Source organism: Enterobacter sp. 61D5, from assembly GCF_034107965.1.
GTDB classification, from domain to species: domain Bacteria; phylum Pseudomonadota; class Gammaproteobacteria; order Enterobacterales; family Enterobacteriaceae; genus Enterobacter; species Enterobacter cloacae_M.
Genome location: NZ_JAWNFK010000002.1, coordinates 145,424 through 161,008 on the forward strand (window position 1 = coordinate 145,424; position 15,585 = coordinate 161,008).

14 protein-coding genes are annotated in these 15,585 nt (G+C 59.1%); all 14 read left to right on the forward strand.

What is annotated here, in order from left to right; genetic code table 11:
• Positions 1 to 206: 206 nt before the first annotated feature.
• The 14 genes from UTM25_RS00905 (at position 207) to flhE (ending at position 15,582) form a co-directional block, all read left to right on the forward strand.
• The gene (locus UTM25_RS00905) at positions 207 to 779 is read left to right on the forward strand and encodes a spore coat U domain-containing protein (protein ID WP_023312260.1); all 573 of its coding nucleotides are present in this window, start codon (positions 207 to 209) and stop codon (positions 777 to 779) included.
• Positions 780 to 791: 12 nt separating this feature from the next.
• Complete coding sequence (locus UTM25_RS00910; protein ID WP_045356795.1) at positions 792 to 1,340, forward strand: spore coat U domain-containing protein; 549 nt, start codon at positions 792 to 794, stop codon at positions 1,338 to 1,340.
• Between the two features lie 16 nt (positions 1,341 to 1,356).
• The gene (locus UTM25_RS00915; RefSeq protein ID WP_109845183.1) at positions 1,357 to 2,112 is read left to right on the forward strand and encodes a molecular chaperone; all 756 of its coding nucleotides are present in this window, start codon (positions 1,357 to 1,359) and stop codon (positions 2,110 to 2,112) included.
• Positions 2,088 to 4,472: a fimbria/pilus outer membrane usher protein gene (locus UTM25_RS00920; protein WP_194399539.1), complete on the forward strand. Its 2,385-nt coding sequence runs from the start codon at positions 2,088 to 2,090 to the stop codon at positions 4,470 to 4,472. The genes UTM25_RS00915 and UTM25_RS00920 overlap by 25 nt, the downstream gene beginning before the upstream one ends.
• A complete protein-coding gene (locus UTM25_RS00925; RefSeq protein ID WP_032658592.1) occupies positions 4,469 to 5,431 on the forward strand; it encodes a spore coat protein U domain-containing protein in 963 nt (320 codons plus the stop codon). Before UTM25_RS00920 ends, UTM25_RS00925 begins: the two co-directional genes overlap by 4 nt.
• Positions 5,432 to 5,515: 84 nt before the next feature.
• Complete coding sequence (gene tar, locus UTM25_RS00930) at positions 5,516 to 7,183, forward strand: methyl-accepting chemotaxis protein II (protein WP_194399538.1); 1,668 nt, start codon at positions 5,516 to 5,518, stop codon at positions 7,181 to 7,183.
• Between the two features lie 44 nt (positions 7,184 to 7,227).
• Entirely contained in the window at positions 7,228 to 8,829 is a 1,602-nt protein-coding gene (gene tap, locus UTM25_RS00935) for a methyl-accepting chemotaxis protein IV (RefSeq protein WP_194399537.1), read from the forward strand.
• A gap of 19 nt (positions 8,830 to 8,848) precedes the next feature.
• A complete protein-coding gene (gene cheR, locus UTM25_RS00940; RefSeq protein WP_023312253.1) occupies positions 8,849 to 9,715 on the forward strand; it encodes a protein-glutamate O-methyltransferase CheR in 867 nt (288 codons plus the stop codon).
• Positions 9,712 to 10,761: a protein-glutamate methylesterase/protein-glutamine glutaminase gene (locus UTM25_RS00945; RefSeq protein ID WP_029741783.1), complete on the forward strand. Its 1,050-nt coding sequence runs from the start codon at positions 9,712 to 9,714 to the stop codon at positions 10,759 to 10,761. The genes cheR and UTM25_RS00945 overlap by 4 nt, the downstream gene beginning before the upstream one ends.
• A gap of 17 nt (positions 10,762 to 10,778) precedes the next feature.
• Positions 10,779 to 11,168: a chemotaxis response regulator CheY gene (cheY, locus tag UTM25_RS00950; RefSeq protein ID WP_008500431.1), complete on the forward strand. Its 390-nt coding sequence runs from the start codon at positions 10,779 to 10,781 to the stop codon at positions 11,166 to 11,168.
• A gap of 10 nt (positions 11,169 to 11,178) precedes the next feature.
• Positions 11,179 to 11,823, forward strand: a complete 645-nt coding sequence (cheZ, locus tag UTM25_RS00955; RefSeq protein ID WP_023312251.1) for a protein phosphatase CheZ — start codon at positions 11,179 to 11,181, stop codon at positions 11,821 to 11,823.
• A gap of 147 nt (positions 11,824 to 11,970) precedes the next feature.
• Complete coding sequence (gene flhB, locus UTM25_RS00960; RefSeq protein WP_194399535.1) at positions 11,971 to 13,119, forward strand: flagellar biosynthesis protein FlhB; 1,149 nt, start codon at positions 11,971 to 11,973, stop codon at positions 13,117 to 13,119.
• The gene (flhA, locus tag UTM25_RS00965; RefSeq protein ID WP_194399534.1) at positions 13,112 to 15,190 is read left to right on the forward strand and encodes a flagellar biosynthesis protein FlhA; all 2,079 of its coding nucleotides are present in this window, start codon (positions 13,112 to 13,114) and stop codon (positions 15,188 to 15,190) included. The genes flhB and flhA overlap by 8 nt, the downstream gene beginning before the upstream one ends.
• Complete coding sequence (flhE, locus tag UTM25_RS00970; RefSeq protein ID WP_194399533.1) at positions 15,190 to 15,582, forward strand: flagellar protein FlhE; 393 nt, start codon at positions 15,190 to 15,192, stop codon at positions 15,580 to 15,582. Before flhA ends, flhE begins: the two co-directional genes overlap by 1 nt.
• Positions 15,583 to 15,585 lie beyond the last annotated feature (3 nt).

A 15,585-nucleotide genomic window follows, 5' to 3' on the forward strand; every position in this document is an offset into this window, starting at 1 on the left:
CTGAATTAATTTAACTTTCTGTTATTTATAAGAAAATTTAGTCAATAAGACATAGGCCTTATGCGTCAAGGGTCAGGTGGTCGAAGCGATATCCGTAAACTAAATTCTCAATAACCCCCTCAGAGGAACGTTAAGCGGGGCTAACATCTTGAACGACAAAAATAAAATGTGGCAAGGGAACGGAGACGTCTTCTGGAGGGTGGTAAATGAAAAGAAAACTTCTTTTGATCTGCGCAGGCACCTTACTGGCTGCGACAACGGCTCATCAGGCGCTGGCCGTCACCAGCAGCGGCACCATCGGTGCAACGCTGACGCTGACAAACGGGTGTCTGATAAACGGCTCGCCCGCACAAAGTGGCATTAACTTCGGTACGCTCGATTTCGGTACCCATCCGGCAACCTTTTCCACGCTTACGACGCAGCTGAGCGGCGCCAGCGGCGGAAACACCTTCACCATTCAATGTACGACCGCCAGCTATACGGTCGCGATCACCGGTAATACCCACTCCACCGCGCCCGGCTCGGTTGTCGGTTCGCCGGGCACGCCTGAACGCTATCTGGTGAATACGGCCAACGCGGCACAGGGCGTGGCTTACAGCCTGTACAGCGACAGCGGGTTTAATACCGTGATTGCAAATAACGCCGCGCTGCCGATCGCGTCTACGGCGGGCGGGGTGGACAGTTACACCCTGTACGGACGGATTACCGGCGGCGGTAACAGCGTGACGGTCGTCCCGGGAACCTATACCGACACGATTAACGTCAGCGTCACCTACTAGTCCCGAACCGCCATGAAGGCATCTCTCACAGGTCTGCGCAAATGCGCAGAGGGACGCGTGCAGCCTTTTTTCGCGATGATCGTTGGATTGCTCATGATGCCTACGGCGGATGCGGTGACATCCCAGTCCTTTAAGGTCAGCGCGACGATTGTCCCGGGATGCGCGGTGGCCACCGGTAGCGGAGGGCTTCTCGGTACGCTGGATTTTGGCAGCCATAACGGCGTCGAGAGCGCGCCGGTCAGCACCAGCTTTGTGCCAAACGGGGCGTTGTCTATTGCCTGTACGCCAGGCGTGGCGCTGAGCATGAGCATTAATGGCGGTCAAAATTATTCATCCGTTCGTCGCATGAAGCGCGCGAACGGCGTCGATATGGTGCCATACCGGCTCTACAGCAGCAGCTCGCTGGCCGCGAACAGCGAAATTGGCGTCAACCAGGCGATAGCGGTGACCTATACCAACAGCAATAACATCGCGCTGCCGCTTTTTGGCGTGGCGCTACTGACCGGGTTTAGCCCGGCGGGAACCTATTCCGATCAGCTCACCGTGACCTTGTCATGGTAATAAAGGGAGAGTGTTGATGAAGCCATTTTTCAGACCGGTTTGTCTGGCGGGCGCGTTGGGAATGGCGGTTGCTGGCCAGGCGCAGGCGGCGGCCACCATCCTGCTCTGGCCTATCGATCCCTGGCTTGCTGCGGACGCCAACGCCACGGAGCTGTGGATCCAGAACCAGGGAAACAGCGCCACGACGATGCAGGTTCGCATCGTGCGCTGGAAGCAGGAGGACGGACACGAGCGCTATACCGCGCAGCAGGACGTGGTCGCCAGCCCGCCCATCGTCACGATTGGCACGGGCAGCAAGCAGCTCATTCGCCTTATCAAACAGGCTACGGTTCCCGCAGGGGTCGAACAGGCCTATCGCATTATCGTCGATGAAATCCCCCAGCCAGATGCCAAAGCCGAACCCGCCATCGGCCTGAAATTGCAGATGCGTTACTCCATCCCTCTGTTCGTATATGGACAGGGGATCCCGACCATCAAAGAGGGGGCGCATCACGCGCTGGTGGAGACCCAAAACCTGAGCTGGCGGGTGACGCAGGCTGAGGGTAAGCCTGCGCTGGAGGTCAAAAATCGGGGGGATGTCCACGTCAGGCTGAGCCAGGTGGCGCTGGAGCAGGGAGGTCAGAAACGCACGGTAGCGGAAGGATTGCTGGGTTACGTCCTTCCGGGCAGCACCCGCAGCTGGCCAATACCCGCTGGCGTTCGACAGCCAGAGCGGATGAGCGCGCAGATTAATGCCAGGGACGAACAATGGCAGTCGACGCCCGTCAACTGAAGCCGGCGATGATGATACTGCTATGCGTCAGTTCCGCGACCCTGGCCGGGCCCGGCGACGACAGTTTACCGCCGCCTCCCCAGGCACAGGCGGTAAATGATGAAGCGGTTTTCCAGCTGGCCATCGTGGTCAATCACTACGATACCGGCCTGGTCGTGCCCGTGACGCAGCGTAAAGGCGCTTTCTTTATCTCCAGCGCCGATTTGCTGCGCGCGGGACTGCCCCCGGCGCACGTTCCCACCGGCGAGGTAAATCTCTCCTCGCTTGCTCAGGTTCGGGTGGAGTACGACAGCGCCGCGCAGCGCCTGCTGCTGACCGTTCCTCGCGACTGGGTGACGGCCCGCGTGACGCCTTTCAGCGCGCAAACTGCGCAGGCCAAACCGCACTTCGGCCGCGGGGCGCTGCTGAATTACGATCTCTACACTAACCACACGGAACATATCGGCGGCCAGGCGTCGATCTGGCATGAGTTCCGCTACTTCAACGAGAACGGCTCGTTTTCCTCGACCGGTTACGCGCGGGAAAATTTCACCGGTAACCACGGCCAGCAGGAAGGGTATGTCCGCTATGACACGACTCTGCTGTTCACTAACGAAGATGACGCGATGAGCTGGAGCGCCGGGGACGTGATCAGCGATGCCCTGAGCTGGAGCTCCAGCGTGCGAATGGGGGGGATAAGCGTCGGGCGGGATTTCTCCCTGCGTCCTGACCTGGTGACATGGCCGCTGCCCGAGTTCGCGGGTGAAGCCGCGGTACCCACTTCGGTCGATCTCTTTATCAACGGCTATCGCTCCGGTTCAACCCAGCTTCAGCCGGGCCCCTTCACCCTGACTAATCTGCCCTATATCAACGGCGCCGGGGATGCGGTACTGGTCACGACGGATGCGCTGGGGCGCCAGGTAAGCACCACGCTACCGTTTTACGTCACCAGCGACCTGCTCAAACAAGGGCTGAGCGACGGCGCCGTGACGCTCGGCAGCCTGAGGCGTAATTACGGTATCAAGAATTTTGACTACGGTTCAGCCGCAGGCAGCGGCTCGTATCGCTACGGAATCACGGACTGGCTAACGCTGGAGGGCCACGCGGAAGGGGCGCAGGAGCTGGCGCTGGGCGGCGCGGGGACGGTTATAAAACTTGGCCAGTTTGGCGTGGTGAATACCTCTTACTCGCAAAGCCGCATGCGCGGAGATGCGGGCGGGCAAATCAACTGGGGGTACCAGTACAGTACCAGCGAGTTTAGCGTCGCCACCCAGCACACGCGTCGTGACCGCGGCTTTGGCAATCTGGCCCTTTACGACCAGCCGACGGTATATGACGAAAACGATAAGCCCATCGCCAGCTTTAGCCGTAATACGGACCAGTATTCTCTGACCTTCAATATGGGACGATACGGCAACATCGGTGCGGCCTGGATCGGCGTGGAGAGTTTTGACAGTCAAAAAACCGAGCTGCTTAATCTCTCCTGGAGCCGCAATCTGTGGGGGGCAAGCAGCATTTACCTGGCCGGCAGCCGGGATCGGCAGCGGGGAGACTGGACGGTCGCGCTGTCGCTGCAGGTGCCGCTGGGCGCGCGCGACAGCGCTGCCGTCACCGTTGAAAACACCCCGGATGCCGGTAGTACCCAACGCATTAACTACAACCACTCCATGCCTTCTGACGGTGGGTTCAGCTGGAACATGGCCTGGGCCAACCAGTCAAGATCCAGTGATTATCAACAGGGTACGCTGGGATGGCGCAATAACAACATTGAACTGCAGGGCGGCGGCTATGGCGAAAGGGATACCATGACCTGGTGGGGCGAGGCGATGGGCGCCGTTGTGCTGATGGACGGCGAGCTGTTCGCGGCGAATAAGATCAACGATGCGTTTGTGGTCATCAGCACCGACGGCCACCCGGACGTGCCCGTCAGCTATGAGAACCAGCCCGTCGGTAAAACCAATAACAACGGCTACCTGCTGGTCAGCGGGGTGTCGGCGTATTACCCGGCAAGCTACCGGATTGATACTTTGAATCTGCCGGCGGATACCCGTCTGAAAGAGACCGAGCGGAGGATCGCGATTCGGCGTCACAGCGGCTATCTGGTCGATTTCCCGATGGAGCAGGAGCGGGTGGCAAGCGTTATTCTGCATGACGCGCGCGGGAAGGCGTTGCCGGTGGGAAGCCAGGTTCGACGCGCCTCGCGCAGCAATGCGGTGGTGGGGTATGACGGCATCGCCTGGCTGGAAAATCTCAGCGATGTGAACCCGCTGGAGGTGATCGCACCTGACGGGAGGCGCTGCAAGACTACCCTGACCGTGGGGGCCAATCCGGAGCACAAGCTGAAAACCTACGGGCCGCTGATTTGCCGGGAGGCGCCATGACGCGCCTGCTGCTGTTGATCCTGCTGCTGTTTTCCGGCGGCGGCTGGGCGGCGTGTACCGTCAGCACGGTTAATGCGTCGTTTGGCAGCGTCACCTCGTTCGCGCTCAGCGGAACCGGGGAAGTTCAAACCACCGGCACGCTGGTGGTGGCCTGCGATGCCGTGCTGAATCTGCTGACCAGCGACTCGGTAACGCTGACCTACACCGCGGCATCGGTTTCGGGTAGCAGCCGGGCCACGATGAAACGCACGGATAATGCGGCCATCACCGACGTGATCCCCACCCGGCTGTGCGGGTTATCGGGATGCGCGAGCAGCAGCGAGGTACAGATAAGTAAATCGTATACCTGGAGCGGGAATACCCTGCTGGGGTTGCTGGGGTCAAAGCAGTACAACATTCCGCTCTATTTCCGCACCGTCGCCGGGCAAAACGTCACTGCCGGGCCATATCAGGTGCAGTTAACCTTCAGCATTAACTACAGCGTGTGCTCCGTGGGCGCGCTCGGCGTTTGCACAATCAATCAGACGGGAACCGCGACAACCACCATCCTGCTCGATATGACCGTCACCAACGACTGCAGCGCCATGACCACGCCAGATGTGAACTTCAACAGCGCACCGCTGGTGCAAAGTTTCCCCACCGTCTCGCAGGCTATTGCCGTCACCTGTACCAAAGGGAGTTCGTATACCATCGGCATTAATAACGGTGCCAACGCGCTGAACAACGTGCGGCGGATGGTGAGCGGCAGCAACGCCATGAGCTACGACATCTATAAGGAAGCCACCGGTAACCGCTGGGGCGGCAGCGGCAGCGAGCGCTGGTCCAGCGCGGTATCGTCCCAGGTGAGTACCGACGGTTTACTGCGCACCTACAACTACACTGCGAAAGTCCTGACCAATCAGGCCACGCCGCCCGCCGGAACCTACACCGACACGCTGATTGTCGACGTGGCGTTTTAACCCCGCGCTTTTCCCTTTCGCAAATGTAAAGTTCCTGTGGGCTGTGCCGATAACACCGTTAATAAATCTATGAGAAGGTGTTGTATGTTGAACCGTATCCGCGTTGTCACAATGCTCATGATGGTGCTGGTCATTTTCGCACTTCTTCAGCTCATCTCCGGCGGGCTTTTTTTCTCGTCATTAAAACAGAACCAGGACAGCTTCGCGGCCTCGAACGATCTCCGCCTGCAGCAGAGTGAACTCACGTCGACGTGGGATCTGATGCTGCAAACGCGTATCAACCTGAGCCGCTCGTCCGCGCGCATGATGATGGACCCCAACAATCAGCAGAGCAGCGCGAAAACCGATCTGTTGAAAAATGCCCGTGCCACCCTCGCTGACGCCGCGAAACATTACGACGCCTTCAAAAAGATCGCCCCGCAGCCTGCTATGGAGCAGGTGAGCCAGAATATCGATGAAAAATACAATGCCTACCATACCGGCCTGACAGAGCTGATTCAGTTCCTGGAGACCGGCAACATGGACGCCTATTTCGCGCAGCCAACGCAGGGGATGCAAAACGCACTCGGCGCGGCGCTGGGGGAATACGCGAAGGTCAGTGGCGATCTCTATCACTCGGCCTTTACGGCAAGCCAGAATGACTACCGCTTTGCAAAATGGCAGATGGCCGTGATGGCGCTGGCGCTGGTCATTGTGCTGATCGCGGTCTGGTACGGCATTCGCCATATCCTGCTGAACCCTCTCGGCCGCGTCATTGCCCACATCCGTGAAATTGCCGGCGGTGACCTGACCAAAACGCTGACCGTTTCCGGGCGCAATGAGATCACCGAGCTGGCAAACAGCGTTGACCATATGCAGCGTTCGTTAATCGAAACCGTCGCTAACGTGCGCAACGGGTCGGAGGCTATCTACACCGGCACCAGCGAAATTGCGATGGGAAATAACGATCTCTCATCCCGTACCGAGCAGCAGGCTTCCGCCCTGGAAGAGACGGCCGCCAGCATGGAGCAGCTTACCGCGACCGTGAAGCAGAATGCCGATAACGCCCGCCAGGCGTCTCAGCTGGCGGAAAGCGCCTCCGAGACGGCGCAGCGCGGCGGCCGCGTGGTGGATGGCGTGGTGAAAACCATGCACGAAATCGCCGACAGCTCGAAGAAAATCGCCGACATCATCAGCGTTATCGACGGCATTGCCTTCCAGACCAACATTCTGGCGCTGAACGCCGCCGTGGAAGCGGCGCGCGCGGGTGAACAGGGGCGCGGGTTTGCCGTGGTGGCCGGGGAAGTACGCAACCTGGCCAGCCGCAGCGCCAACGCGGCAAAAGAGATCAAGTCCCTGATTGAAGATTCCGTCTCCCGCGTGGATACCGGCTCCGTGCTGGTGGAAAGCGCCGGAGAGACCATGAATGACATCGTGAATGCCGTTACCCGCGTAACGGACATCATGGGTGAAATCGCCTCTGCGTCCGATGAGCAGAGTCGTGGTATCGACCAGGTTGCCCTGGCGGTATCGGAAATGGATCGCGTGACACAGCAAAACGCCGCGCTGGTGCAGGAGTCCGCTGCGGCGGCCGCTGCTCTGGAAGACCAGGCGAGCCGTCTGAAGATGGCCGTCTCGGCGTTTCGTCTCGCTTCACTCGCTGGAAACTCGGTCACCCCGCAGGCGACGTATCGCGCGCCAGCCGCTGAATCGGCTGCAAACCGTACGCGCACCGCGACGACCGGACAAGATGAAAACTGGGAAACATTTTGACTGACAATTAAACCGCGGCTGCTTGCCGCTTGATGGGAGCGTGGATGTTAAATCGTATTCGTATCTCGACCACACTGTTTTTGATTCTGATCCTTTGCGGTGTGTTGCAGGTTGGCAGTAACGGGTTGTCTTTTTGGGCGTTTCGCGATGGCTATCAGAATTTGCAGGAAGTTGAGGCGAGTAATCAGCAGCGCTCCGCACTGGCGCAAACGCGTGCCGTGCTGTTGCAGGCAAGCACTGCGCTGAACAAGGCGGGAACCTTAACCGCGCTGAGCTATCCACCGGATGACATTAAAGCGCTGATGGCGACCGCGCGCGACAGCCTGAAGCAGGCTGACGCACAGTTTAAAGCCTTTACGGCGCAGGCCGCCGACAGCGAGAAAGAGAAAGCGCTGAAGGCCGCCATGAAGACGAACTTTGAGCAGTGGTACAGCGATCTGGACCACCAGGGGACGTGGCTTGAGAACAACCAGCTTTCGGACTTTATGACCGCACCGGTTCAGGCGTCTCAGGCGGCGTTTGACGGCAGCTTTAACGCGTGGCAGCAGGATATTAACCAGTCTGTTCAGCGTGCCGGTGACCAGAGCCGTCAAAGCTATCACATGTCGGGCATCATCTTTGCCGTGGTTGTGATTCTGGCAGGGCTGCTGACCGGCGGGGCGCTGCTCTGGTCGCGCAGGATGATCGTGCAGCCGCTGGCGATTATCAGCAGCCACTTCGACAGTATTGCGAAAGGAGACCTGGCGCGTCCGGTAGCGGTGTTCGGCAAGAACGAAATTTCGGCGATCTTTGCCAGCCTTAAGGCGATGCAGGGATCGCTGCGGGAAACGGTGAGCGACGTGCGGCAGGGCAGTTATGCCATGCACACCGGGATCTCTGAGATTGCGGCGGGGAACAACGATCTCTCGTCCCGCACCGAGCAGCAGGCGGCCTCGCTGGCGCAGACGGCGGCCAGCATGGAGCAGTTAACCGCGACGGTAAGCCAGAACGCCGATAACGCACGTCAGGCGTCTGACCTGTCAAAACAGGCGGCGATGACGGCGAAGAAAGGCGGCGACCAGGCCTCCCATGTCGCCAGCACCATGCAGGAGATTGCCACCAGCTCGCAGAAAATTGGCGACATCATCAGCGTGATTGACGGTATCGCGTTCCAGACCAACATTCTGGCGCTGAATGCCGCCGTGGAAGCGGCGCGCGCCGGTGAGCAAGGGCGTGGATTTGCGGTGGTGGCGGGGGAAGTGCGTAACCTGGCGAGCCGCAGCGCCAACGCGGCGAAAGAAATTAAGGTCCTGATCGAAGAGTCGGTCTCGCGCGTTCAGCAGGGCTCAACGCTGGTGAATACGGCGGCGAAAACCATGCACGAGATCGTCACCTCCGTGACGCGGGTGAACGACATCATGGGCGAGATTGCCTCGGCGTCGGACGAACAGCGCCGCGGCATTGAGCAGGTTGCCCAGGCCGTCAGCCAGATGGATCAGGTGACGCAACAGAACGCCTCGTTAGTTGAGGAAGCGGCAGCGGCAACCGACCAGCTGGCAAGCCAGGCGGATCGTCTGACCGGACTGGTCGCGGTATTTAATGTGAAAGAGCACGTTGAAGCAGTAACAGAAGTCGGGCGGTCGCAGGCCGTGCCAGTTGTATCCTGAATGTAATTAAGAAGGCGCTATGACATCACCAATGCCCCCTGGGCAAACGTCATTATTGTTGCAGATGACACAGCGCCTCGCGCTGTCCGACGCGCATTTTCGTCGGATATGTCAGTTAATCTACCAGCGTGCGGGGATCGTGCTTGCGGATCATAAGCGGGACATGGTCTACAACCGTCTGGTGCGGCGCTTGCGTACGCTGGGGCTGGATGATTTTGGCCGCTATCTGAGCATGCTCGAGGCGAACCAGAACAGCGCAGAGTGGCAGGCTTTTATTAACTCGTTAACCACCAACCTGACGGCGTTTTTCCGTGAAGCTCACCACTTCCCGGTTCTGGCCGAGCACGCCCGCCGTCGCACCGGGGAATATCGCGTATGGAGCGCGGCCGCCTCGACGGGTGAAGAGCCGTACTCCCTGGCGATAACCCTTGCCGACACCCTGGGCATGACGCCCGGACGCTGGAAAGTCTACGCCAGCGATATCGATACCGAGGTGCTGGAGAAGGCGCGTAACGGCGTTTATCGCCAGGATGAACTGAAAACACTGTCGCCGCAGCAGCTGCAGCGTTATTTCATGCGCGGCACGGGCCCGCATGAAGGCCTGGTGCGCGTACGCCAGGAGCTGGCGAACTGCGTCGAATTCGCGCCCGTTAACCTGCTGGATAAGCAGTACAACGTGCCGGGGCCGTTCGACGCCATTTTTTGCCGTAACGTTATGATCTATTTTGATAAAACGACGCAACAGGACATTCTGCGTCGGTTTGTTCCGTTGCTCAAGCCTGACGGTTTACTGTTTGCCGGGCACTCGGAAAACTTCAGCAACCTCGCGCGTGAGTTTAGCCTGCGTGGGCAAACGGTATATGCGTTGAGTAAGGAAAAAGCATGAGTAAAATCAGGGTGTTGTCTGTCGATGATTCAGCGCTGATGCGTCAGATCATGACTGAAATTATCAATAGCCACAGCGACATGGAGATGGTGGCCACTGCGCCCGATCCTCTGGTAGCGCGGGATTTAATTAAAAAATATAACCCCGACGTGCTAACGCTGGATGTCGAGATGCCGCGCATGGATGGCATAGATTTCCTCGAAAAATTAATGCGGCTGCGGCCCATGCCGGTGGTGATGGTCTCCTCCCTGACCGGAAAAGGATCGGAAATCACCCTGCGCGCGCTGGAGCTGGGGGCGGTGGATTTTGTCACCAAGCCGCAGCTCGGCATACGCGAAGGGATGCTGGCCTACAGCGAAATGATCGCGGAGAAGATCCGCACCGCGTCGCGTGCGAAGCTTGCTGCCCATACGCCATTGGCCGCGCCAGCGACCCTGAAGGCCGGTCCCTTACTCAGCTCGGAAAAACTGCTGGTCATTGGGGCGTCAACCGGAGGAACAGAGGCAATTCGTCATGTACTCCAGCCATTGCCGCTTTCAAGTCCGGGTATTCTGATCACTCAGCATATGCCACCAGGCTTTACCCGTTCCTTCGCCGAACGCCTGAACAAGCTGTGCCAGATCAGCGTGAAGGAGGCGGAAGACGGCGAGCGCGTGCTCCCGGGACATGCCTATATCGCCCCGGGCGACAAGCATATGGAGCTGTCGCGCAGCGGCGCTAACTATCAAATCAAAATTCATGACGGACCGCCGGTCAACCGGCACCGTCCGTCGGTGGATGTGCTGTTTCATTCGGTGGCGAAACATGCGGGGCGCAACGCCGTTGGGGTGATCCTGACGGGGATGGGCAACGACGGTGCCGCCGGAATGCTTGCAATGCACCAGGCTGGCGCCTGGACGATTGCGCAGAATGAAGCAAGTTGTGTGGTGTTCGGCATGCCGCGCGAGGCCATCAATATGGGTGGCGTGAGCGAAGTGGTCGATCTTAGCCAGGTAAGCCAGCAGATGCTGGCGAAAATCAGTGCCGGACAGGCAATACGTATTTGACTCAGGAGTATTATTTTATGGCGGATAAAGAGCTTAAGTTTTTGGTTGTGGATGACTTTTCCACCATGCGTCGCATCGTGCGCAACCTGCTGAAAGAGCTGGGCTTCAACAACGTTGAAGAAGCAGAAGACGGCGTTGATGCGCTGAACAAACTGCAGGCTGGCGGGTTTGGTTTTGTTATCTCCGACTGGAACATGCCTAACATGGACGGTCTGGAACTGCTGAAAACCATTCGTGCCGATGCGGGAATGGCGTCTATGCCGGTTCTGATGGTCACTGCAGAAGCGAAAAAAGAGAACATCATTGCCGCAGCACAGGCGGGCGCAAGCGGCTATGTGGTGAAGCCATTCACCGCGGCAACCCTGGAAGAGAAGCTCGGTAAGATCTTCGAGAAACTCGGCATGTGAGGTGATGGAAATGTTGCAACCTGCTATGAAACCCGTAGAAGAACACTCGCCGAGCGATATCATCGTCCGCATCGGCAGCCTGACGCGCATGCTGCGTGACAGCCTGCGCGAGCTGGGTCTGGATCAGGCGATTGCCGAAGCGGCGGAAGCCATTCCTGATGCCCGCGATCGTCTGGACTATGTTGTGCAGATGACCGCTCAGGCCGCGGAGCGTGCGCTGAACAGCGTTGAAGCGTCACAGCCGCACCAGGATGCGATGGAAAAGGGGGCGAAAGCGCTGAGCAAACGCTGGGACGAGTGGTTTGAGAATCCTATCGAGCTGGCGGATGCCCGCGAGCTGGTGACGGATACCCGTCAGTACCTGGGTGATGTGCCGGGCCACACCAGCTTCACCAACGCCCAGCTGCTGGACATCATGATGGCGCAGGATTTCCAGGACCTGACCGGTCAGGTGATCAAGCGCATGATGGATGTTATCCAGGAGATTGAGCGTCAGCTGCTGATGGTTCTGCTGGAGAACATTCCGGAACCGGCAGCCCGTCCAAAACGCGAGAACGAAAGCCTGCTCAATGGTCCACAGCTCGACGCCAGCAAGGCGGGCGTGGTGGCAAGCCAGGATCAGGTGGACGACCTGCTGGACAGCCTCGGCTTCTGATGGTCCATTCCGCCTCAGGGGCTAATGCCACCTGAGGCGGTTTGCGACAAAATCACCGAAAAGAGCCCGAATAAACGGGCTTTTCCCGCCATTGGATTTCCGCTGCGCTGGCATGATACCCGTGACGTAATGGGCTGAGCGTGCACAGTGGCAGAAGAGAACGACGACAAAACGGAAGCCCCCACACCCCACCGACTAGAAAAGGCGCGTGAGGAAGGGCAGATCCCCCGATCCCGAGAATTAACCTCCCTGCTGATCCTTATCGTAGGGGTGTGCATTATCTGGTGGGGCGGGGAGTCGCTCGCCCGCAGGCTGGCGGGAATGTTGTCCACCGGCTTACGTTTTGACCACAGCATGGTCAACGATCCGAATCTGATCCTCAGCCAGATTATTCAGCTTATTAAGGGGGCCATGGTCGCGCTGTTGCCCCTGATTACCGGGGTCGTGCTGGTCGCGCTGGTCTCTCCGGTGATGCTCGGCGGTCTGGTTTTCAGTGCCAAATCGATGCAGCCGAAATTTTCCAAACTGAACCCGCTGCCGGGTATTGCGAAAATGTTCTCTGCGCAGACCGGGGCTGAGCTGCTCAAAGCCGTCCTCAAATCGGTGCTGATGGGCAGTTCCGCAGGCTTTTACCTCTGGTACCACTGGCCGGAAATGATGCGTCTTATCAGCGAATCGCCTCTCACCGCGATGAGCAACGCGCTGAATCTGGTCGGGCTCTGCGCGCTGCTTGTGGTGCTCAGCATTATCCCGATGGTGGGTTTTGACGTGATCTTCCAGCTTTATACCCACTTCAAAAAGCTGCGCATGTCGCGTCAGGATATCCGCGACGAATACAAGCAGATGGAAGGTGACCCGCACGTGAAGGGGCGTATTCGCCAGATGCAACGTGCCGCCGCCCGTCGCCGCATGATGGACGATGTGCCTAAGGCCGACGTCATCGTCACCAACCCGACACACTATTCCGTTGCGCTGCGCTATGACGAAAACAAAATGAGCGCGCCGAAAGTGGTGGCAAAAGGGGCAGGGCTGATCGCGCTGCGCATCCGGGAAATTGGCAAGGAACACCGCGTGCCGATCCTGGAAGCGCCTCCGCTGGCGCGTGCCCTGTACCGCCATGCGGATATTGGACAACAGATCCCGGGACAACTCTACGCCGCCGTGGCGGAAGTGCTGGCCTGGGTGTGGCAGTTGAAGCGCTGGCGTCTGGCCGGCGGTCAACGGCCTGTGAAACCTGAGAACCTTCCGGTGCCTGCCGCGCTGGATTTTATGAACGAGAAGGACACTGATGGCTAATCTGGTGGCAATGTTGCGCCTGCCCGGCAACCTGAAATCGACCCAATGGCAAATCCTTGCCGGGCCGATTCTGATCCTGCTAATTCTGTCGATGATGGTACTGCCGCTCCCGGCGTTCATCCTCGACCTGCTTTTCACTTTCAACATTGCGCTGTCCATTATGGTGCTGCTGGTGGCGATGTTCACCCAGCGTACACTGGAGTTCGCCGCGTTCCCGACCATTCTGCTGTTTACCACCTTACTCCGTCTGGCGCTGAACGTGGCGTCCACGCGTATCATCCTGATGGAAGGTCATACCGGTGCGGCAGCGGCAGGTAAAGTGGTTGAAGCGTTCGGCCACTTCCTGGTGGGCGGCAATTTTGCTATCGGTATCGTGGTGTTCGTTATCCTCGTTATCATCAACTTTATGGTTATCACCAAAGGAGCAGGGCGTATCGCGGAAGTGGGCGCGCGTTTTGTGCTGGACGGGATGCCGGGCAAACAGATGGCGATCGATGCCGACCTGAACGCCGGGCTCATTGCCGAAGATGAAGCCAAAAAACGCCGTTCGGAAGTGACGCAGGAAGCGGACTTCTACGGCTCCATGGACGGTGCGAGTAAGTTTGTGCGCGGTGACGCCATCGCGGGCATTCTGATCATGGTGATTAACGTGGTCGGCGGCCTGCTGGTGGGGGTATTGCAGCACGGGATGGACATGGGCCACGCGGCGGAAAGCTATACGCTGCTGACCATCGGTGACGGTCTGGTCGCGCAGATCCCGGCGCTGGTTATCTCTACTGCGGCGGGTGTGATTGTGACCCGCGTGAGTACCGATCAGGACGTTGGCGAGCAGATGGTGGGCCAGCTGTTCAGCAACCCGCGCGTGATGCTGCTGGCCGCTGCCGTTCTGGGTTTGCTCGGCCTGGTGCCGGGGATGCCAAACCTCGTCTTCCTGCTGTTTACGGCGGGTCTGCTGGGGCTTGCCTGGTGGATGCGCGGTCGTGAAATCAAACCGGCGGCGGAGCCTGTTCCGGTCAAAATGCCGGAGAACACCCAGGCCGTTGAAGCGACCTGGAACGACGTTCAGCTGGAAGATTCCCTGGGAATGGAAGTGGGCTATCGCCTGATTCCGATGGTCGATTTCCAGCAGGATGGCGAGCTGCTTGGCCGTATCCGCAGTATCCGTAAAAAATTCGCCCAGGATATGGGCTTCCTGCCGCCGGTTGTTCACATCCGCGACAATATGGACCTGCCGCCCGCGCGCTATCGCATTCTGATGAAAGGTGTCGAAATTGGCAGCGGTGATGCCTATCCGGGCCGCTGGCTGGCGATTAACCCGGGCACCGCCGCAGGCACGCTTCCGGGCGAGCAAACTATCGACCCGGCCTTTGGCCTGGCCGCTATCTGGATTGAAAGTGCGCTGAAAGAGCAGGCGCAGATCCAGGGGTATACGGTTGTTGAAGCCAGTACCGTGGTGGCGACCCATCTTAATCACCTGATTGGGCAATTCTCGGCAGAGCTGTTTGGCCGTCAGGAGGCGCAGCAGCTGCTGGATCGCGTCACGCAGGAGATGCCGAAGCTGACGGAAGATCTGGTCCCGGGCGTGGTGACCTTAACCACGCTGCACAAGGTGCTGCAAAACCTGCTCGACGAGAAAGTACCGATCCGCGATATGCGCACCATTCTGGAAACGCTGGCAGAGCACGCGCCAATCCAGAGCGATCCGCACGAGCTGACGGCGGTGGTGCGCGTGGCGCTGGGCCGTGCGATCACCCAGCAGTGGTTCCCGGGAACCGGAGAAGTGCAGGTTATTGGCCTCGATACGCCGCTTGAACGTCTGCTGCTGCAGGCCCTGCAGGGCGGGGGCGGCCTGGAGCCGGGGCTGGCGGACCGTCTGCTGGCGCAAACCCAGGAGGCGCTGGCGCGCCAGGAGATGCTGGGCGCACCGCCGGTGCTGCTGGTTAACCATGCGCTGCGTCCGCTGCTGTCGCGTTTCCTGCGTCGTAGTCTGAATCAGCTGGTCGTGCTGTCGAATATGGAGCTGTCGGATAACCGTCATATCCGCATGACCGCGACGATTGGAGGAAAATAATGCGTAAATGGCTCTGGATTTTGCTCTTCCCGCTGGCGGCGCACGCTGCCGGGGAGGGCACCTGGCAGGCAAGCAGCATGGGAGTGACCCTCAGCAACCGGGGCGTCGCCATATCATCTAACCCGCTATCGCCTTCAGAAGGCGTTTCCGGGCAGATGGGCCTTGTGGTCTGGAATTATCGGCTGATTGGCCCAACGCCCGCAGGGCTGCGGGTGCGCCTTTGTTCTCAGACGCGCTGCACGGAAATCGACGGCGAAAATGGCACGACGCAGGCATTCAACGGCGTACCGGCTATTGAACCTTTGCGGTTTATCTGGGAAGTGCCGGGCGGGGGACGCTTAATCCCGGCGCTGAAAGTGCAGAGTAATTCTGTCATCGTGAACTACCGCTGACGC

Bases quoted from the DNA above. Each gene is read 5' to 3' on its own strand.
- UTM25_RS00905 (WP_023312260.1), top strand. From the start codon at position 207: ATGAAAAGAAAACTTCTTTTGATCTGCGCAGGCACCTTACTGGCTGCG.
- UTM25_RS00910 (WP_045356795.1), top strand. From the start codon at position 792: ATGAAGGCATCTCTCACAGGTCTGCGCAAATGCGCAGAGGGACGCGTG.
- UTM25_RS00915 (WP_109845183.1), top strand. From the start codon at position 1,357: ATGAAGCCATTTTTCAGACCGGTTTGTCTGGCGGGCGCGTTGGGAATG.
- UTM25_RS00920 (WP_194399539.1), top strand. From the start codon at position 2,088: ATGGCAGTCGACGCCCGTCAACTGAAGCCGGCGATGATGATACTGCTA.
- UTM25_RS00925 (WP_032658592.1), top strand. From the start codon at position 4,469: ATGACGCGCCTGCTGCTGTTGATCCTGCTGCTGTTTTCCGGCGGCGGC.
- tar (WP_194399538.1), top strand. From the start codon at position 5,516: ATGTTGAACCGTATCCGCGTTGTCACAATGCTCATGATGGTGCTGGTC.
- tap (WP_194399537.1), top strand. From the start codon at position 7,228: ATGTTAAATCGTATTCGTATCTCGACCACACTGTTTTTGATTCTGATC.
- cheR (WP_023312253.1), top strand. From the start codon at position 8,849: ATGACATCACCAATGCCCCCTGGGCAAACGTCATTATTGTTGCAGATG.
- UTM25_RS00945 (WP_029741783.1), top strand. From the start codon at position 9,712: ATGAGTAAAATCAGGGTGTTGTCTGTCGATGATTCAGCGCTGATGCGT.
- cheY (WP_008500431.1), top strand. From the start codon at position 10,779: ATGGCGGATAAAGAGCTTAAGTTTTTGGTTGTGGATGACTTTTCCACC.
- cheZ (WP_023312251.1), top strand. From the start codon at position 11,179: ATGTTGCAACCTGCTATGAAACCCGTAGAAGAACACTCGCCGAGCGAT.
- flhA (WP_194399534.1), top strand. From the start codon at position 13,112: ATGGCTAATCTGGTGGCAATGTTGCGCCTGCCCGGCAACCTGAAATCG.
- flhE (WP_194399533.1), top strand. From the start codon at position 15,190: ATGCGTAAATGGCTCTGGATTTTGCTCTTCCCGCTGGCGGCGCACGCT.